15 protein-coding genes and 1 tRNA gene are annotated in these 19,739 nt (G+C 66.4%); all 16 read right to left on the minus strand.

Annotation, left to right across the window (positions count from 1 at the left end; genetic code table 11):
- Positions 1-2: 2 nt before the first annotated feature.
- Positions 3-416: a DUF4233 domain-containing protein gene (locus ACZYW1_RS22095; protein ID WP_463788589.1), complete on the minus strand. Its 414-nt coding sequence runs from the start codon at positions 414-416 to the stop codon at positions 3-5.
- Complete coding sequence (gene folC / locus ACZYW1_RS22100) at positions 413-1,852, minus strand: bifunctional tetrahydrofolate synthase/dihydrofolate synthase (RefSeq protein ID WP_463788590.1); 1,440 nt, start codon at positions 1,850-1,852, stop codon at positions 413-415. Before folC ends, ACZYW1_RS22095 begins: the two co-directional genes overlap by 4 nt.
- Positions 1,849-4,515 carry a valine--tRNA ligase gene (locus tag ACZYW1_RS22105; RefSeq protein WP_463788591.1) on the minus strand — a complete coding sequence of 889 codons (2,667 nt, stop codon included), beginning with the start codon at positions 4,513-4,515 and terminating at the stop codon, positions 1,849-1,851. Before ACZYW1_RS22105 ends, folC begins: the two co-directional genes overlap by 4 nt.
- A gap of 72 nt (positions 4,516-4,587) precedes the next feature.
- Positions 4,588-5,163 carry a DUF937 domain-containing protein gene (locus ACZYW1_RS22110; RefSeq protein WP_463788592.1) on the minus strand — a complete coding sequence of 192 codons (576 nt, stop codon included), beginning with the start codon at positions 5,161-5,163 and terminating at the stop codon, positions 4,588-4,590.
- A 101-nt stretch (positions 5,164-5,264) separates the two neighbouring features.
- Positions 5,265-6,524 (minus strand): saccharopine dehydrogenase family protein, encoded by a 1,260-nt coding sequence (locus tag ACZYW1_RS22115; protein WP_463788593.1) that lies wholly within the window; start codon positions 6,522-6,524, stop codon positions 5,265-5,267.
- On the minus strand, positions 6,521-8,515 hold the full coding sequence (locus tag ACZYW1_RS22120) for a S9 family peptidase (RefSeq protein WP_463788594.1): 1,995 nt from the start codon (positions 8,513-8,515) through the stop codon (positions 6,521-6,523). Before ACZYW1_RS22120 ends, ACZYW1_RS22115 begins: the two co-directional genes overlap by 4 nt.
- An 87-nt stretch (positions 8,516-8,602) precedes the next feature.
- The gene (locus ACZYW1_RS22125; protein ID WP_463788595.1) at positions 8,603-9,229 is read right to left on the minus strand and encodes a transglycosylase family protein; all 627 of its coding nucleotides are present in this window, start codon (positions 9,227-9,229) and stop codon (positions 8,603-8,605) included.
- A 772-nt stretch (positions 9,230-10,001) separates the two neighbouring features.
- Entirely contained in the window at positions 10,002-10,562 is a 561-nt protein-coding gene (gene mobA, locus ACZYW1_RS22130) for a molybdenum cofactor guanylyltransferase (RefSeq protein WP_463788596.1), read from the minus strand.
- Between the two features lies 1 nt (position 10,563).
- On the minus strand, positions 10,564-11,643 hold the full coding sequence (locus ACZYW1_RS22135) for a 2-oxoacid:ferredoxin oxidoreductase subunit beta (protein ID WP_463788597.1): 1,080 nt from the start codon (positions 11,641-11,643) through the stop codon (positions 10,564-10,566).
- Positions 11,644-11,647: 4 nt separating this feature from the next.
- The gene (locus ACZYW1_RS22140) at positions 11,648-13,588 is read right to left on the minus strand and encodes a 2-oxoacid:acceptor oxidoreductase subunit alpha (protein ID WP_463788598.1); all 1,941 of its coding nucleotides are present in this window, start codon (positions 13,586-13,588) and stop codon (positions 11,648-11,650) included.
- Positions 13,589-13,914: 326 nt separating this feature from the next.
- Positions 13,915-15,153 carry an MFS transporter gene (locus ACZYW1_RS22145; RefSeq protein WP_463788599.1) on the minus strand — a complete coding sequence of 413 codons (1,239 nt, stop codon included), beginning with the start codon at positions 15,151-15,153 and terminating at the stop codon, positions 13,915-13,917.
- Positions 15,154-15,177: 24 nt separating this feature from the next.
- Entirely contained in the window at positions 15,178-16,461 is a 1,284-nt protein-coding gene (gene clpX, locus ACZYW1_RS22150) for an ATP-dependent Clp protease ATP-binding subunit ClpX (RefSeq protein ID WP_463788600.1), read from the minus strand.
- A 331-nt stretch (positions 16,462-16,792) separates the two neighbouring features.
- Complete coding sequence (locus ACZYW1_RS22155; RefSeq protein ID WP_463788601.1) at positions 16,793-17,428, minus strand: ATP-dependent Clp protease proteolytic subunit; 636 nt, start codon at positions 17,426-17,428, stop codon at positions 16,793-16,795.
- Positions 17,425-18,030, minus strand: a complete 606-nt coding sequence (locus ACZYW1_RS22160; protein ID WP_463788602.1) for an ATP-dependent Clp protease proteolytic subunit — start codon at positions 18,028-18,030, stop codon at positions 17,425-17,427. The genes ACZYW1_RS22155 and ACZYW1_RS22160 overlap by 4 nt, the downstream gene beginning before the upstream one ends.
- Before the next feature lie 95 nt (positions 18,031-18,125).
- Positions 18,126-19,532, minus strand: coding sequence for a trigger factor (gene tig / locus ACZYW1_RS22165; RefSeq protein WP_463788603.1), 1,407 nt, complete (start codon positions 19,530-19,532; stop codon positions 18,126-18,128).
- A 66-nt stretch (positions 19,533-19,598) separates the two neighbouring features.
- Positions 19,599-19,672: transfer RNA gene (locus ACZYW1_RS22170), tRNA-Pro, on the minus strand.
- Positions 19,673-19,739: the final 67 nt, after the last annotated feature.

Consider the following 19,739-nt stretch of genomic DNA (forward strand, 5'->3'; position numbering starts at 1 on the left):
GATCAACCGGGCGGTCCGTCCTGGCCGGGAAGCAGGCCGAGCCGCTCCCGTCGCAGGACCTCCGATCGGACGTAGGCGATCAGCGCCCACACCGCGGCGAAGATCAGCCCGATCACGCCCACACCGGGATAGACCACGAAGCCGGCGATCGGGATGACCTGCACGCCGAGGTCCGCCCAGATCGCCCAGGGCCGGCGCTGCAGCCCCGACAGGACGATCAGGATGGCCGTCAGCCCGAGCAGATAGGTCAGCGCGCCGGCATGCAGTCCGCCGCCGACCGCTCCGACCACCGGCAGGGCGAGCAGCACCACGATCGCCTCGAGGATCAGCGTGCCTGCCGTGACACCGCGAAAGCTCTTCCACGGATCGGGTTTCGGCGTCTCGGGCGGCTCGGCGGCCGGGTCGTCGACGGTCACGCGGGATCACGACCGAACAATGTGCGCGCGGCGCCGGCGGTGACCACCGAGCCGGTGATCACGATGCCGGTGCCCGAGAACGACTCGTCCTCGGCGTCGGCGTCGTCGACCAGCGCGGTCGCGTTGTCGATCGCGTCGCGCAGGTTTTCGGCGGTGAGCACCCGGTCGGGCCCGAAATACTGCTGCGCGGTCAGCGCCAGCGTCTCGACGTCCAAGGCGCGCGGTGATCCGTTGTGGGTCACCACGATCTGATCGAACACCGGCTCGAGTGCAGTCAGGATTCCACCGACGTCCTTGTCGCGCATCACGCTGACCACGCCGACCAGGTACCGGAAGTCGAATTCCTCGGTCAGCGTCTGGGCCAACGCCGCTGCGCCCGCCGGGTTGTGCGCGGCGTCGACGAACACCGTCGGCGCGCTGCGCATCCGCTCGAGTCGGCCGGGACTGACGGCGGCGGCGAAGCCGGCCCGCACCGCGTCGATGTCGAGCTGACGCTGTGGGCCGGCGCCGAAGAACGCCTCGACGGCGGCCAGGGCGAGCGCCGCGTTGTGTGCCTGGTGTTCGCCGTGCAGCGGCAGGAATATCTCCGAGTACACCCCGCCCAGACCCTGCAACTCCAGCAGCTGTCCACCGATCGCCACCTGGCGGTTGAGCACAGCGAACTCCGAATCTTGGCGTGCGACAGCGGCATCCGCGCGCACCGCCTGCGCGAGCACCACCTCCATGGCCGCCGGCACCTGACGACCGATGACCGCGACGGTGTCGGGAGCGCCGTCTTCGGCGCGGTGGATGATGCCGGCCTTCTCGGCGGCGATGCCCGCGATGTCGTCGCCGAGGAATTCGACGTGGTCGACGCTGATCGGGGTGATCACCGCGACCGGCGCGTCGATCACATTGGTGGCGTCCCAGCGTCCACCCAGGCCGACCTCGATGACGCCGACGTCGATCGGAGCGTCCGCGAAAGCCGCATACGCCATCGCGGTGAGCACCTCGAACTTGCTCATCGCCGGACCTCCGCCGGCCTGCGATTGCTGGTCGATCATCTGCACGAAGGGTTCGAGTTCGGTGTAGGTCTCGACGTAGGTCGCCGGGCTGACCGGCTTTCCGTCGATCGCGATGCGCTCGACCGCCGACTGGAGATGCGGACTGGTGGTGCGTCCGGTCCGCCGCTGAAGCGCGGTCAGCAAGGCGTCCACCATCCGTGCCACCGAGGTCTTGCCGTTGGTGCCGGCGATGTGGATCGACGGATAGCTGCGTTGCGGGGATCCCAGCAAATCCATCAGCGCCGAGATGCGGTCCAGGCTGGGCTCGATCTTGGTCTCCGGCCAGCGTTGGTCGAGCAGGTGCTCGACCTGGAGCAGCGCCGCGATCTCGTCCGGGGTCGGGACAGCCTCGACGGGCTCGGGATAGTCGTCGAACTCGGGTTCTTGGGTCACTTCAGCCCAGCCAACCTGGCGGTGATCCGCTCGGCTTCCTCGCGGGCCAACCGCTGCCGCTCACGCTGTTTCTCGACCACCGCTTCGGGCGCCTTCGCCATGAAGTCCGCGTTGCCCAATTTCGCTGTGGTGGAGGCTAACTCCTTCTCCGCGGCGGCCAGGTCCTTCTCCAGACGCCGACGTTCGGCAGCCACGTCGATGGTGCCCGAGGTGTCCAGTTCGACGACCACGATGCCGCCCTTGAGCCCGACCTCCAACGAGGCCGACGGGGTGAAGTCGGACGCGGGCTCGGTCAGCCAGGCCAGCGATGTCACCGCGCCGATCTGGGTGCTCAGATCCGCGGTGTCGACGCCGGACAGCCGGGCCGGCACCCGCTGCCGGTCGCCCAATCCCTGGTCGCTGCGGAATCGACGGATCTCGGTGACCAGCTTCTGCATGTCGGTGATCCGTTGCACTGCAGTGGAATCCAACGCAATGCCGGAGGCCGTCGGCCAGTCGGCGATAACAATGGATTCGCGGCCGGTCAGGTTCTTCCACAGCGTCTCGGTGACGAAGGGAATGACCGGGTGCAGCAGCCTGAGCAGTGTGTCGAGCACGGTCGCCAACACCCCGGTGGTGGATACGTCGTCGGGGTTCGACAACTGCACCTTGGCCAGCTCGAGGTACCAGTCGCACACTTCGTCCCAGGCGAAGTGGTAGAGCGACTCGCAGGCGCGGCTGAACTCATAGCTGTCGAACGCCGTGTCGACTTCGGCGCGAACCACGTCCAGACGGCCCAGAATCCAGCGGTCGGCGTCGGTGAGTTCGTCGAGATCCGGCAGTACAGCGGGCTCGGCACCGTTCATCATCGCGAAGCGGGTGGCGTTGAAGAGCTTGGTGGCGAAGTTGCGCGACGCGCGAGCGGCGTCCTCGCCGATGGACAGGTCGCCGCCGGGGCTTGCGCCGCGGGCGAGGGTGAACCGCAACGCGTCGGCCCCGAACGACTCGACCCATTCCAGCGGGTCGATCCCGTTGCCCTTGGACTTGCTCATCTTGCGGCCGAACTCGTCGCGAATCAGGCCGTGCAGGAAGACATTCCGGAACGGCACCTGCGCCCCGCGCGCACCGTCGAGGGTGATCACATCGTCGCCACCGACGAAGGTGCCGAACATCATCATCCGGGCCACCCAGAAGAAGATGATGTCGTAGCCGGTCACCAGAACCGTTGTCGGATAGAACTTCTCGATCTCAGGTGTGCGGTCGGGCCAGCCCAGTGTGGAGAACGGCCACAGCGCCGACGAGAACCAGGTGTCGAGCACGTCGGGGTCCTGCTCCCAGCCCTCCGGCGGGGTCTCGTCCGGGCCGACACAGACCTTCTGCCCGTCTGGACCGTGCCAGATCGGGATGCGATGGCCCCACCACAGCTGACGCGAGATGCACCAGTCGTGCATGTCGTCGACCCAGCCGAACCAGCGCGGCTCGAGGCTCTTGGGATGAATCACCGTGTCGCCGTTACGAACCGCGTCGCTCGCCGCCTTCGCCAGCGACTCGACCTTGACCCACCACTGCAGGGACAGCCGGGGTTCGATCGGCTCACCGCTGCGCTCGGAGTGCCCGACGCTGTGCAGGTAAGGACGCTTCTCGGCGACGATGCGCCCCTGGGCGGCCAGCTCCTCGCGGATTTTCACCCGCGCCTCGAAGCGGTCCTGGCCGTCGAACTTCGTGCCGGTGTCGGCGATCCGGCCCTTGCTGTCCAGCATCGTGGGCATCGGCAGCTGGTGCCGCATGCCGATCTCGAAGTCGTTGGGGTCGTGGGCCGGCGTCACTTTGACAGCGCCCGTTCCGAATTCGGGATCCACGTGCCCGTCGGCGACGATCACGATGTCGCGGTCGACGAAGGGATGCGGCAGCGTCTGCCCGACCAGGTGGCGGTACCGGTCGTCGTCGGGATGGACCGCGATCGCGGTGTCGCCCAGCATCGTCTCCAGCCGGGTGGTGGCGACCACGATGTGCGGCTCGCTGTCGTCCATCGAGCCGTACCGGAATGAGACCAGCTCGCCTTCGACGTCGGAGTAAGTGACCTCGATGTCGGAGATCGCGGTCTCGAGCACCGGCGACCAGTTGACCAGTCGCTCGGCTTGATAGATCAGCCCGGCGTCGTAGAGCTGCTTGAAGATGGTGCGGACGGCCCTCGACAGTCCGTCGTCCATGGTGAATCGGTCCCGGCTCCAGTCGACACCGTCGCCGAGCGCGCGCATCTGCCAGCCGATGTTGCCGCCGGTCTCGCGCTTCCAGTCCCAGACCTTCTCGATGAACGCTTCGCGGCCGAAGTCTTCCTTGCTCTTGCCGTCGACGGCGAGCTGCTTCTCCACGGCGATCTGCACCGCGATGCCCGCGTGATCCATGCCCGGCTGCCAGAGCACCTCGTAGCCCTGCATCCGCTTGCGGCGGGTCAGCGCGTCCATCAGGGTGTGGTCGAGCGCGTGGCCCATGTGCAAGCTGCCGTTGACGTTGGGCGGCGGCAGCACGATCGAGTACGGCGGCTTGCCGCTGGACGGATCCGCGGAGAAATAACCGGCATCGATCCAGCGCTGATAGATCTCGCTCTCTACTGCGCCCGGATCCCACGCCTTGGGCAGGTCGTCTGCCCGCGAGTCAGCGGCGCGTTCTGGGCTTGTGGTCACGCGTCAAGTCTAGAAAGCACCGACGCGTGCCACGAACACCGCCCGCCACGGGCGGCCCGGAGGCCGCGGGGCCTACTTCTTGTTGCCGAACAGTCCACCGAGGATGTCGCCCGCCTTGGCGCCCAGCGCATTGCCCAGCACGGTGCCCAACGACTTGTTGCCGCCGGCCATCCCGCCGAGGATGCTGCCCAGTACGTCGTTGAGCCCGCCGCCGGACGGGGACTCCTGTTTGGCGGGTTCGGTCTTCTGACCCAGTTGCTTGCCGATGTAGGCGAGCACGATGGGCGCCAGGATCGGCAGCAGTTGCTTGAGCAGGTCGCTGTTACCCCCGGCACCGCCGGCCAGCGCGGTGGCGACCTGCCCGGCGTCGTTGCCGCCGAAGATCTTCGCGATGGCCTGTGAGCCGTCGGCCTGGTTGACGTGATCGAGGCTCACCCCGCCGTCCAACAGACCGCTGGCCGCGTGGTTGTCGGCCGCCGACTGGATGCTGCTGGCGTGGTCGGGGTCCTGCGCGTTCTCCTGCAGTCCGCCGACGAGCACCGGCACCAGCAGTTGCACCGCCTGATTGACTTCGTTTTCGTCGACGCCGAGCTTGCTGGCGATGTCACTCGTGGGAATTTGAGACAGCAGATCTTCTAGGCCAGCCATGGACCCGTCCACCTAACGTCGCTGGAATGGTGAGGTTCTCAGCTGACCCTAGCCCAGCTGATCTTGTCCGACAGGGGTTCTTTCCAGAGCAGATCCGTAGGTCAGCGGTGCATCAGCCGAGCGGTTTCCAGCGAGACCTCGGCGGCCGGGAGTCGGGCCAGCAGTGCATCTCCCATCGCCGCGGCCGGGGTCAGGATACCGTGTAGCTCGGAGAGCGCGTTGCGGTCCAGCGCCAGCGCCAGCCCGCTCTCGCCGAGCAGCACCGCGGTCGCCTTGTAACCCGGGTCGCCGCGCTGGGCCATGGTGGCCACGTACCGGGCGCCGGAGGTGGTCTTGGTGTAGGTCTCCACCTTGTAGTGCCCACGCTCCTGGACGGCCTCGCTGGGCCCGGTGCCGGGTTTGGGCAGCGCCCGGTCGACCAGTGTGCGGGGCAGGTAGCGGAAGTAGCGGCTGCCGATCGCGGTCATCGCGTTGCCGATCCCGCTGATCGCCGCGGACACCACCGGCGCCGCAATCGACGAGCCCACGCTCATGTGCTCGCTGTACTGGAACCGGCGACCGTAGGCCCAGTCTTGTAAGGCGTTGCTGCGCCGCACAATTCGCGTGTTAGGGCCCGCCATCATGAAACCCGCGGTCCACAGACCGGTCAGTTCCGGCGCGATCTGGCGGCCGCGGCGCCAGGGCAGGTCGGGTTGGGCGCCGAGGTCGGGTTCGGCACCGCGGTCGGGGCTCAGCGTGTAAGGATCGGCGAATTGGCGACGGGCATCGCGATCCCGGGAGACGGTGTCCATCACTTCCACTCCAGACGCGATTGTCCCGCCGGAAATCCCACCAGACATCGAACGCACCACGAAGTTGGTGCCGACTAGTTCGCCCGCGCCGTCCTCGAGGGCCCGCCGGTACAGCGCGTAGACGGTGAGATCCGAAGGGATGGAATCGAATCCGCAGGCGTGCACGATCCGGGCGCCGGTGTCTTGAGCCTGCTTGTGATAGAGGTCGATGCTCTCGCGGATGAACGGCGGCTCACCGGTCAGGTCGGCGTAGTCGGTGCCCGCCGCGGCGCACGCCGCAACCAGCGGCAGACCGTACTTGCTGTAGGGGCCGACTGTCGTGATCACGACCTGCGTCTGGGCGGCCATCGCGTCCAGGGTCGCCGGCTTGGACGCATCGGCGGTCAGGATCGGCCACGACTGCGCCGACTCCCCCAACGTGTCCCGGATCGCCTTGATGCGGTCGGGCGAGCGTCCGGCCAGCGCGATCCGGGCGTTGCCGCCGGCCCGGGCCAGGTATTCGGCCGTCAACTTCCCGACGAAGCCGGTCGCCCCGTACAAGACGATGTCGTATTCCCGTGTTGAGCTCACTGGCGCGACGGTACTCCGAGCGCCTCCGGCCATTCAGCGCTCTCCCCCAGCACATGCTCGGCCAGGAAGGCGAACACCGTCTGATACCAGATCTTGGTGTGCTGCGGCGCGATGACCCAGTGGTCCTCGGTGGGGAAATACAGAAAGCGGTGCGGACTGCTGCCGTCGTCGCCGGCGGGCAGCGCCGAGTTGGCCAGCAGCTCGTACCACAGCCGCAGACCCTCACCGATCGGCACGCGGTAATCCTTGTCCCCGTGGATCACCAGCATCGGCGTACTGATGTTGCCGACGAAGTGGTGCGGCGAGTTCGCAGCGGTCATCTCCGGCGTCATCTCCCGGCGCCAGTAATAGGCCGTGTCGGTGGTCGGCCCGAACTGGTCGAGTGCCCACAAGCTGGCGTGCGTGACGATCGCGGCGAATCGGTTGGTGTGCCCCGCGATCCAGTTGGCCATGTAGCCACCGAACGATCCGCCCATCGCCGCGATCCGGGTCGCGTCGATCCGCGGATGCTCCAACACCGCGTCGGTCGCGGCCATCAGGTCGTCGAACGGGGGTCCACCCCAGGCGCCCCAGCCGCGCTGGATGAAGTCCTGGCCGTAACCGGTCGACAACGCCGGATCGGGCAGTAGCACCGCGTAGCCACGAGCGGCCATCAGCCAAGGATTCCAACGCCAGGTCCAGCTGTTCCAGCTGCCCAGGGGGCCGCCGTGGACCCACAGCAGCAACGGGGCCGGCGCCTCGCTTTCGGGCAACACCAACCAGGACCGCACGGTCGTCCCGTCCGGAGTCGTCGTCGCCACCTCGGTCAATGAGCCTGGCAGCGGCGGCAATTCGACACACGGCAGCGGTACCACCGCGCCGCCGGGATCGATGCGCACCGGATGTGGCGGCGCCGCATAGGAACTCCGCAGCGCATACAGTGCACCGTCGGGCGCGGAAACGAGATTCACGTAACCGAATTCGTCGTCGGTGATTTGGGTGACCGCCGACGTCGCCACGTCGACACTGAACACCGGCGCGCGCCCGTTCTGGTCGGCGGTGACGATCAGCGCGGTGCCGTCACCGGACCAGGTCAGCGAACTGGGTCGACGATCCCACCCCTCGGCAACCGGTCGATGCGCCTCACCGAAGCGCAAGTACTGCAACGTCATTCGCGGCGCTTGCAGTGGGGTCGAGATGGTGTCCCGGGTGAAGGCGACCGCCGATCCGTCCGGCGAGATCGCCGGTTGCTCGAAGCTGGCATCCGGATCGTCGGCAATCACCCGGCGTTCGCCGGACGCCAGCTCGATGCGCACCAGCACCGAGCGCTGGCTCGGCCCGGGACCACTGACTCGCCACGTCGTCACCACGAAACTTCCGTCGGGACTGACATCGAAGCCGGCTTCCAGGAGCGCGGTACCCGGACTCGGCGTCAGGTCACGCAACCCGCTGGTGTCCAGCAGATGGAGCTCATCCGGCCCAATGTCTTTGTTCCAGAATCGAACTGGGTAGTCGGTGTGCAGGATCGCCGTGACCTGACCGTCCTTGCGCAACTCACGCAGTCGCCGATCGTCGTCGACGCCTCGGGCCGCCGGCAGCATCGCGGTCCCGATGACAGTCGTATCGGCGCCGCGGGCGGTGCGCAGCGCGCTGATACCGCCCGGCGGGTGGGAGACCTCGATCGCCTCGCCGCCGCCTGCCGGCAGCCGCCACAGCGAGGCGGGAGGCTTGTCGTCAGAGAAGTCGGCGCCCGGGCGCGACGAGAGGAAGAGCAGGTCGCCGTCGGCGGTGAACGTCGGTGCCGACTCGCCCTTGGGGCTGCGGGTCAGCCGTTGCGCGGGGCGACGGCCGGCTGGATCGAGCGCCCAGATCGCGCTGACGTAATCGTTGCGCTTCTCGTTGAGCGCGGACACCGTCGCCACCACCCGCGATCCGTCTGCAGATACCGCCAGGGAGGAGACCCGTGGCAGCGCCAGGTAGTCGTCGAGGTTGTCGAATGCCGTCGCGGTCATGACTCGTTGTTAACACCTGTGGCCGCTACGACGCCAACGGCGGTGGCGGGCTGAGCCCGGCCACCGCCGTTGGTCGGTAATTCGTGATCAGCCGCGACGGCCGCAGACCGGCCACGCGCCGATGCCCTGCGAGTGCAGCACGTTCTCGGCCACCCGGATCTGCTCCTCACGGCTGGCACCGTTGGCCGAACCCGATCCGCCGTTGGCGTGCCAGGTGCTCGACGTGAACTGCAGACCGCCGGCGTAGCCGTTGCCGGTGCTGATGGCCCAGTTCCCACCCGACTCGCAGGAAGCGATCGCGTCCCAGTTGACGCTGTAGGCCTTCTTGGGAGCCGGCGCGTCCTCGGGCGCGGGGGCCTCCGGGGCCGGCGGAGCGTCAGGCGCGGGGGCCTCGGGCGCAGGCGGAGCCGGCGCTTCGGGAGCCGGAGCCGGGGCCTCAGGAGCCGGAGCCGGGGCCTCGGGAGCTGGAGCTGGTGCTTCGGGAGCCGGCGCGGGAGCCTCGGGAGCCGGAGCCGGGGCCTCGGGAGCCGGCGCGGGAGCCATTTCGGCGATCGGCGCAGCGTTGGGCGCGTCCGGGCCGGGCTGCGCGTCCGGGGCGTCCCCGGCGGGAGGCGCGGTCGGCGCCGGCGCGAAAGCGGCCTGCTCGACCGGAGCCGACGGCGCGTCCGGAGTGACCCGCTCGAAGTCAGCGGCGGCGATTGCGTTGGTCAGCATTAACGGGGTCGAAGCAAGCACTGCCGTGAGCGCGGCTTTGCGAAGCGTCTGGCGGACGTCCTTCAAGATCGTTCCTTTCGCGGGTGCGCACGCCGAAGTAAGCCCAGCGAACTGGGCTGTTGCCGGGTCTCGGCAGGTTGGATACTTCGAATCGCGCCGTCTCGTTCAGGCACGACAGCCGGGGCACCAGCCAACACCGGGCAGTTGCCCGGCGGCCGCACGGGGGCGTCGTCGCCGTCCGTAGCCCCCGCTCACACGCGGGTCCGTGGTTTCGATTTTTCTTCGCCTTTGCAGGCCGAGAGGGACCGTACGAGAAGTTCGCCGCACTCGTCACCTCGAGACACGCCGCCGGTCGCGCCGGGCCACACCGCGCTCGCGGCGGCCCAATCGAGTGATCTCGCTGGTCACCCACGACTTCGACGCAGGCGTCAGTACGTCGTCGCAGCCCCGTGGGGGTGAGTCAAAACACACAGTTTTTGTGAGCTGCGACACCGCTTTTCGCGGATGTAGACGGCCGCCGCGACCCACTTCTACGCGACACCTCGCACACCGGACGTTGCCAAGGTCACAGATTAGATACGGCGCGCCTCAAGCGATTTCGTCGATGTGCACTGCCTGTGAGTTTGGAGTGATTCGCCTGAAGATCACAATTTGCCGCAGGCTCAGCACTTTTCGCTCGATCTACAGCGCTATGCGAAAGTCATTGACGGACAACGTAACTGGATCAGCCTGGAGCAATGACGTTGCCCTACAGGCTGATTCACACCAGCGATCAAGCCTCGACGAGTGAGCCTGAATCGGCGATCACGACCCGTTGGGTATCAACCCGCGCCACCAGCGCGGAGATCGTCCGCTCGCCTGCGGCGACGAGATCGTCGACCACAGAAGCCAATTCAGTCTTGTACACCGCGGCCAGGTAGTGGTTCTCCCCGTCCCACGGCAAGACGATGCCGGCGTCTACTCGAGCCGCCTCCGCCGCGAGCACGTCGATCACGTCTGCCTTGAGAAGCGTTGCGTCGACCGAAGCCACAAAGGCGTACTTGGCTCCGGCGTCGGCGGCAGCCCGCAGCCCACGGCCGAGCGCGGACAGCAGCCCACCCCCGCGCAGGTCATCGCGCACCACTTCCGCAGAAAGCTCCGGTAACGACTGCCCGGGTGCGGTCACCACCAGCAGCGGTTGGCAGCGCTCACCGACAACACTCACGACGTGCTCGACTGTCGTGGTGTGACCGTCGCGAACCTGTTTCAGCGCCTTCGCGCGACCCTGCCAGGGCGATGCGCCCGCGGCCAACACCACACCGGCGAGCGAAACCGGCTTACCCGTCGCGGTCATCTCAGTTCACGGTCCAGGTGTCGCGGCCCTGCAGCAGCGATTGCAGGGCGGCCCGGTCGGACGGCTTCGCCTCCTGCGCGGCCTGGATCTGCGACCGCGCGGCGTCGTCGTAGGTGGGCCGGTTGACCTGCCGGAAGATGCCCATCACGGTGTGCTCGAGATTCTGTTGCGAGAGCCGGGAAAGCGCGTAGGCGTAGGCGGAATCGTCGGCCTGCGCGTCGTGCACCACGATCTCGCTGACACTGACGTCCGCGGTCTTGGCCACCTCCAGGCCGTAGCCGGAGCGCACCACGCAGTATTCACCGCCTGCCCCGAACACGATCGGCTCGCCGTGATGGACATTGATGACCCGTTCCTCGGCGCCCTCTTTACGCAGCGCATCGAACGAGCCGTCGTTGAAGATCGGGCAGTCCTGCAGAATCTCGACCAGCGCGGAGCCGCGGTGCTGAGCGGCCGCCCGCAGCACCTCCGACAGGCCTTTCCGATCTGAATCCAGCGCGCGCCCAACGAAACTCGCTTCAGCTCCCAGCGCCAGCGACACCGGGTTGAACGGCTGATCCAGCGAGCCCATCGGCGTCGACTTGGTGACCTTGCCGACCTCGGACGTCGGCGAGTACTGGCCCTTGGTGAGGCCGTAGATCCGGTTGTTGAACAGCAGAATGGTCAGGTTGATGTTGCGCCGCAGAGCGTGGATCAGGTGGTTACCACCGATCGACAACGCGTCGCCGTCACCGGTGACAACCCAGACCGAGAGATCTTCGCGCGACAGCGCCAAGCCGGTCGCAATGGCCGGCGCGCGACCGTGAATCGAGTGCAGACCATAGGTCTCCAGGTAGTACGGAAACCTGCTCGAACATCCGATACCGCTGACAAAGACGATGTTCTCGCGCCGCAATCCCAACTCGGGCAAGAAGTTTCGCATCGTGTTGAGGATGACGTAGTCGCCACACCCGGGGCACCAGCGGACCTCCTGGTCACTGGTGAAGTCCTTGGCCTTCTGCGGCTGGTCCGTGGTGGGGACTCGGCCGTGGCCGGACAGCAAGTCCGTAAGGCCCAAGTCCGCGCCAATCAGGTCTGTCATAAAGCTAGCTCCCTGCTCCCACCGTGGCCGCCGCCAATCTCGCGACCATTGTCTTGTCTTGCTCGATTTCGGCCAGCGTGCCGCTCTCCGCCGCGCGGATGACGCGCCCGATCTCGTCGGCCAGGAACGCGGTGCCCTGGACCTTCGTCACCGATTGCACGTCGACCAGGAACTTCCCGCGCAGCAGCATCGCCAACTGACCCAGATTCATCTCCGGGCACACCACCTGTGGGTAACGGCGCAGCACCTCGCCCAGGTTGGCCGGGAACGGGCGCAAGTGACGCAGATGGGCGTGAGCGACTTTGACGTCGTTGCGCCGCGCGCGCCGGCACGCTTCGCCGATCGGGCCGTAGGAACTGCCCCACCCGATCAGCAGCAACTCGGCATCGCCGGTCGGGTCGTCGACCTCGAGGTCGGGAACCGAGATTCCGTCGATCTTGGCTTCCCGCAACCGAACCATGAGGTCGTGGTTGGCCGGGTCGTAGGAGATGGCACCGGTGCCGTTCGCGGATTCCAGGCCACCGATCCGGTGTTCGAGACCGGGAGTGCCCGGGATGGCGAACAGGCGGGCCAACGTCTCCGGATCACGCGCGTAGGGCATGAACGGCTCGTCGGGGTCAGCGAACTTGTGCTGAATGGGTTGTAGCTGTTCGACGTTCGGGATGCGCCACGGCTCGGAACCGTTAGCGATCGCGCCGTCGGACAAGATCAGCACCGGCGTGTGATACCCGACCGCGATGCGCACGGCCTCCAGCGCGACGTCGAAGCAGTCCGACGGCGACCGCGGCGCCAGCACCGCCACCGGCGACTCACCGTTGCGGCCGTAGAGCGCCTGCAGCAGATCGGCCTGCTCGGTCTTGGTCGGCAGGCCGGTCGACGGGCCACCGCGCTGGACGTCGATGACGATCAGCGGCAGCTCGGTCATCACCGCGAGCCCGAGTGCCTCGGACTTCAGCGACAGGCCCGGGCCCGACGTACTGGTGACCCCGAGCGCGCCACCGTAGGAAGCGCCCAAAGCAGCGCAGATGCCGCTGATCTCATCCTCGGCCTGGAAGGTCAGGACATTGAAGTTCTTGTGCTTGGAGAGCTCGTGCAGGATGTCCGACGCCGGCGTGATCGGGTAGCTGCCCAGCATCACCTGCAGGTCGCCCAGCTGTCCGGCGGCCACGAGCCCGTAGGACAGCGCGGTGTTGCCCGAGATCTGGCGATACTCGCCGGGCGGCAGCTTCGCCGGCGCCACCTCGTAGGTGACGGCGAAAGCCTCCGTCGTCTCGCCGTAGTTCCAACCCGCTTTCAGCGCCAGGACATTCGCCTCGGCGACGTCGGGCTTGCGGCCGAACTTCTCCCGGATGAACCGCTCGCTGGCATCGAGCTCGCGTCCGTACATCCAGGACAGCAGACCGAGCGCGAACATGTTCTTGGCGCGCTGGCCGTCCTTCTTGGTGGCCCCGATGGCCTCGACGGCGCCGAGCGTCAGCGTGGTCATCGCGACGGCTTCGACCTTGTAGTCCGACAGCTCGCCGGTTTCCAGCGGGTTGCTGTCGTAGCCGACCTTGGCGAGGTTGCGCTTGGTGAACTCGTCGGAGTTCGCGATCACCAGACCGCCGATCGGCAGGTCGATGATGTTGGCTTTCAGGGCCGCCGGGTTCATCGCGACCAGCACGTCCGGCCTGTCGCCCGCGGTCAGGATGTCGTAGTCGGCAATTTGGATCTGAAACGACGAAACGCCGGGCAAGGTGCCCTGCGGAGCCCGGATCTCGGCCGGATAACTCGGCTGGGTGGCCAGGTCGTTGCCGAAAAGCGCTGCCTCCGAGGTGAATCGGTCACCGGTGAGCTGCATGCCGTCGCCGGAGTCGCCGGCGAAACGGATGACGATCTTTTCCAGTTTCTCCGGTTTTCTCCGCCCGGGGGACGCAGTGTCGGCTCCGTTTCCGTTCGGACCCACGTCGCCGCCTCCCGTAGCTGTTCACTGCCCCGGCATGTCGTCGAAACCGGGTCGCATCGCCCGAGTAGAGCCTCGACCGATTTTTATGTCACTCGCAGTACCGATTATTGCACTTCTCTTAGGGATTCATGGACACTCGTCCATACCCCCACGCTACCGCTTCCCCGCCAAAGCGCGAGGTCAGACACACGCGATCAATATCGAGAGAGAGTCGGTGTGGCGTTGGTCACTTTTTGCGGCCGTTCAAGTCTAAGAATCGAAGTTACGCACGGGTAACATTCGCCCACGATCCGCCTCCCCCATTTGGGGGAGGCCGCCTGCCTGGGCTAACCCGTTTTCACGGGCGGTTTCGGACCCGTTTCGGGCATGGCGATCGCGTAGAGAGCCAGACCCGCGGCGGCGACAATTCCCAGGGAAATGAACGCCGCGTCATAGCCTGCAATCACCACGATCCAGCCGGCGAAGATGTTCGAGGCGGCGGCGCCGACGCCCCAGATGGTTGTCAGGACGCCGAGGCTGACGTTGAAACGTCCGCTGCCATGGGTGAGGTCCTGAACCACGAGTGGGAACAACGCACCGAAGATGCCGGCACCCACCCCGTCGAGGACCTGGACGCCGACCAGCCAGTAGGGGTTGTCGGAGAGCGTGAAGAGGAATCCCCGCGCGGTCAGGAACGCGAAACCGATCAGGAAGATCGGCTTGCGACCCCAGCTGTCGGCCTTGGCGCCGGCCAGGTAGGCCATCGGCACCATCACGAGCTGCGCGGCCACCACACACGTCGCCATCAATGCGGTGCCGACGTCTTTGTTCTGCAGGGCCAGAACCTGCCCGACCAATGGCAGCATCGCCGCGTTGGCGAGATGGAACGCGAGCATGGCGGTCGCAAAGATCAGCAGACGGCGGTCGTGGAGCAGCGCGGCGAGCCCGGAGGGCCGCGGATGGTTCTCCCCCGGCGCATGGTCCATCCCGCGGGCGCGGTCATGGTCGATCGCGTCCCCTGGAATCCGCAGCGTCGCGACGACGCTCGAGGCGGCCATGACAGCCAGCACCCAGAACACCACCTCGGGCCCGAAACTGTAGGCCAGTCCTCCCGTGATGGCGCCGGCGGTCGCGTTCCCGGCATGGTTGAACGACTCGTTGCGTCCGATCCGGCGGGAGAAGCGACGCGCACCGACCAGGCCCAGTGTGATGGCGGCGAGCGCCGGCGCGAAGATCGATCCGGCGATCCCGGTCAGCACCTGCAAGGCCGCGATCGGCCCGAAGTACGGCAACAGCGGCATCGCCAGCGTCGCGGCGGTGACAGTCAGCGCAGCGACCACGATCAGTGCGCGTTTGGCTGAACTGCGGTCGACCAGCGCGCCGACCGGTGTCTGCGCAACGATCGCGGCGATGCCGCCGATCCCCATCACGAAGCCGATCGAGGCCTGATCCCAGTGATGGGTCAGCAGCAGATAGATCGACAGGTAAGGGCCGAGGCCGTCGCGCACGTCAGCCAGGAAGAAGTTCGACAGATCCAGCGCACGGGTGATCCGTGTGGATACCGCGTCAGCGGCATCGAGGCTCAACGTCTAGTTGATGAGCGGTAGAGACTAGGCGCTCTTGTCGCGGCGCTCGTTCCGCGACGGCTTGCGCGGCACGATCGTCGGCAGCACGTTGTCCTGCACGGTCTCCTTGGTCACGACGACCTTGGCGACGTCGTCGCGGCTGGGGATGTCGTACATCACCGGCAGCAGGACTTCTTCCATGATCGCTCGCAGTCCACGGGCACCGGTGCCACGGTGAATCGCCTGCTCGGCGATCGCCTCCAAGGCGTCCTGGCTGAACTCGAGCTCGACGTTGTCCATCTCGAACAGCCGGGTGTACTGCTTGACCAGCGCGTTCTTGGGCTCGGACAGGATCGTCACGAGTGACTCCATGTCCAGGTTGGTCACCGAGGCGACGACCGGCAGGCGTCCGATGAACTCGGGGATCAGGCCGTATTTGATCAGGTCCTCGGGCATGACCTCGGCGAAGTGGTCGGTGGTGTCGATCTCTGCCTTGGAGCGCACTTCGGCGCCGAAACCGAGACCGCGCTTGCCGACACGGTCGGAGACGATCTTCTCCAGACCGGCGAAGGCGCCCGCCACGATGAACAGCACATTGGTCGTGTCGATCTGGATGAACTCCTGATGCGGGTGCTTGCGGCCGCCCTGCGGGGGCACCGACGCCTGGGTGCCTTCCAGGATCTTCAGCAGGGCCTGCTGCACACCTTCACCGGAGACGTCGCGGGTGATCGACGGGTTCTCGCTCTTGCGCGCGATCTTGTCGACCTCGTCGATGTAGATGATGCCCGTCTCGGCGCGCTTGACGTCGTAGTCGGCGGCCTGGATCAGCTTGAGCAGGATGTTCTCGACATCCTCACCGACGTAGCCGGCTTCGGTCAGCGCGGTGGCGTCGGCGATGGCGAACGGCACGTTGAGCATCTTGGCCAGCGTCTGGGCCAGGTACGTCTTTCCGCAGCCGGTGGGCCCGAGCATCAAGATGTTGGACTTGGTCAGCTCGACCGACTCGCTGGACCGGGATTCGCGGCCCTTCTCACCGGCCTGGATCCGCTTGTAATGGTTGTAGACCGCGACGGCCAGCGTCCGCTTGGCAGTGTCCTGACCAATGACGTAGCCCTCCAGGAACTCGCGGATCTCCGCAGGCTTGGGGAGTTCGTCGAGTTTTACGTCGTCGGCGTCAGCGAGTTCCTCTTCGATGATCTCGTTGCACAGATCGATGCACTCATCGCAGATGTATACGCCAGGCCCTGCTATGAGCTTCTTGACCTGCTTTTGACTCTTCCCGCAGAACGAGCACTTCAGCAGGTCGCCGCCGTCTCCGATGCGCGCCATGGTGCTAGGGGCCTACTTCCTGTTCACCGTTAGATCGTGCCGTGTCGCGTGTATCACCCGACGCTACCCGCTTGCTCCACGGCGATGCGACCGTTAGAGGTGAATCGCGTCGGTGATATTCGTGTTGTGCGCAAGAACATATCGCTTGGGGCGCCCCTACGCTCGGCGGGCGCGCCGCCGTGTCGCGGACGTTATGCGACTGAGAGCAGGCGAGCCCGGCTGTCCCGCCGGGGTATCGGGTCGTGCGCCGGTGTGGGTGTCTGGGCCGATGGCGGCACCCGTCACGGCCACCGGTCGGACGGCTGGGTGAACCAGCCTGCGCGACAGCCGATTAGGACGTCGACGCCGACAGCTTGCGGTACTCCAGCACGGTGTCGATGATCCCGTACTCCTTGGCCTCCGGCGCGGTGAGGATCTTGTCGCGGTCGGTGTCCTTACGGACCACCGCGGCGTCCTTGTTGGTGTGGTGCGCCAGCGTCGTCTCCATCAGCGTGCGCATCCGCTCGATCTCGGCGGCCTGGATCTCCAGGTCGGAGAACTGACCCTGGATCACACCGGACAGCGACGGCTGATGAATAAGAATCCGGGCGTTCGGCAACGCCATCCGCTTACCCGGGGTGCCCGCGGCGAGCAGCACAGCCGCCGCCGAAGCAGCCTGACCCAGGCACACCGTCTGGATGTCGGCGCGGACGTACTGCATGGTGTCGTAGATCGCCATCAACGACGTGAAGCTGCCGCCGGGCGAGTTGATGTACATGGTGATGTCGCGGTCGGGGTCCAACGACTCGAGCACCAGCAGCTGCGCCATGATGTCGTTGGCCGACGCGTCATCGACCTGGACGCCGAGGAAGATGATCCGCTCCTCGAACAGCTTGTTGTACGGGTTCGACTCTTTGACACCCCAGCTGGAGTGCTCGACGAACGACGGCAGAATGTAGCGCGCCTGCGGTTGGATCTCGGGGTTCATTCTGCTTCTCCACTGATGTGCTCGGCGCGGGTGATGATGTGGTCGACGAATCCGTACTCCAGCGCTTCCTGAGCGGTGAACCACCGGTCGCGGTCGGAATCGGCTTCGATGCGTTCCATGGACTGTCCGGTGAACTCCGCGTTGAGCCGGAACATTTCCTTCTTGATCACCGTGAACTGCTCGGCCTGGATGGCGATGTCGGCCGCGCTACCGGTCACCCCGCCCAGCGGCTGGTGCATCAGGATGCGCGCGTGCGGCAGCGCGTAACGCTTGCCCTTGGTGCCTGCGGCCAACAGGAACTCACCCATCGACGCCGCCATGCCCATCGCGTAGGTGGCGATGTCGCACGGGGCCAGCACCATCGTGTCGTAGATCGCCATGCCGGCACTGATCGATCCGCCGGGTGAGTTGATGTAGAGGTGGATGTCTTTGGTGGCGTCCTCGGCTGCGAGTAGCAGGATCTGTGCGCACAACCGGTTGGCGATGTCGTCGTCGACCTGCGACCCCAGGAAGATGATGCGCTCGGAGAGCAATCGCTCATAGACCGAATCGGTGAGGTTCAGACCCAGCGCGCTGGCGCGCATTTCCGTCCCACGGCTCACAGTGGGTTACCTGCTTTCTCGAGTTCCTTAATCACCGACACTAACCAACCACGGCCGCCGAGGACTCCCCGAAGTCCCCGCGTTCGCTCACAGCGTCACTTCGTGTCGCCTGAGGGCTCCTCCGACGATGCGTCGTCCTCGTCGGTTTCTCCATCCTCTGAATCTTCTTCGGCCGCCAGCCGCTGGCCGCCGAAGAACTCCGAGGTGTCGATCACGTTTCCGTCGGTGTCGCTGACCGTGGCCGCCTCGACCGCTGCCGCGATGGTCTTGCCCCGGCGCACGTCGGCGAACATTGCGGGCAGCTGGTTCTGCTGCTGCAGGTAGCCCAACAGCTCCTGCGGCTGGATGCCGTACTGGCGCGAGGTCATCACCAGCCGCTCGGTCAAGTCGTCCTGGCCGACCTGGATGTCGAGGTCGTCGCCGAGCGCATCGAGCAGAAGCTGCGTCTTGATGGCCTTCTCGGCCTCGCTGCGGGCGTCGGCGTCGAACTTCTCGCGCGTCGTGCCCTGCTTCTCGAGAGCCTCGGCGAGCTTGGCGTCGTCGTGGTCGAGCCCGTGCAGCGCGTTGTGGATGGTGTTGTCCACCTGGGCCTGGACGATCGCTTCCGGCAACGGCATCTCGACGCCTTCGAGCAGCGCCTCCAGCGCGGCCGTGCGGATCTCCTCGGCCTGCTGGACCCGCTTGACGCGGCTGACCTGTTCGGAAAGGCTGGCCTTCAATTCGTCGATGGTGTCGAATTCGCTTGCCAGTTGCGCGAACTCGTCGTCGGGTTCGGGCAGCTCGCGTTCTTTGACCGAGCCGACGGTGACGGTGACTTCGGCTTGCTTGCCGGCGTGGGGCCCGGCGGCCAACTCGGTGGTGAAGACCTTCGTTTCGCCGGCCGACAGGCCCACGACGGCGTCGTCGAGGCCGTCGATCAGCTGACCAGATCCGACCTCGTGCGACAGGCCCTGGGTCGCGGCGTCCGGCACTTCTTCGCCGTCGATGGTGGCCGAGAGGTCGATGGAGACGAAGTCGCCGGTCGCAACGGGCCGCTCGACACCGCTCAGGGTGCCGAACCGGGCACGCAGGTTCTGCAACTCCTTGTCGACCTCCTCGTCGCTGACCTTGATCGGGTCCACGGTGATCTTGAGCGCGCTCAGGTCCGGGAGGGGGAAGTCGGGTCGCACATCGACCTCGGCGGTGAAGACGAGGTCGTCGCCGTACACCTTCTTGGTCACCTCGATCTCGGGCTGACCGAGCGGTCGAACCTCGGACTCCGTGACGGCCTGGCCGTAGCGGCTCGGCAACGCCTCGTTGACGACCTGATCGAGGATCGCCTCTTTGCCGACGCGGGCCTCCAGCAACTTGGCCGGGGCTTTGCCCGGACGGAAGCCAGGCAGCCGCACCTGCTTGGCGAGCTCTTTGTAGGCGCGGTCGAAGTCCGGCTTCAATTCGTTGAATGGCACCTCTACGTTGATGCGAACCCTGGTGGGGCTCAGCTGCTCGACGGTGCTCTTCACGGGTGTGCTCCTCCGTAGTTACTGACGGTCTTGTCGTGCTCAAGCCGATGGGGTGTGGCGTGCCAGTCGGGGTGACAGGATTTGAACCTGCGGCCTTCCGCTCCCAAAGCGGATGCGCTACCAAGCTGCGCTACACCCCGCGGTGACCACGCGATCCTACGGCCACGGCTCGCCGGGCCTGTATCGGCCTCACGACCAGATCACGGG

The organism is Mycobacterium sp. IDUB_36, from assembly GCF_055419225.1.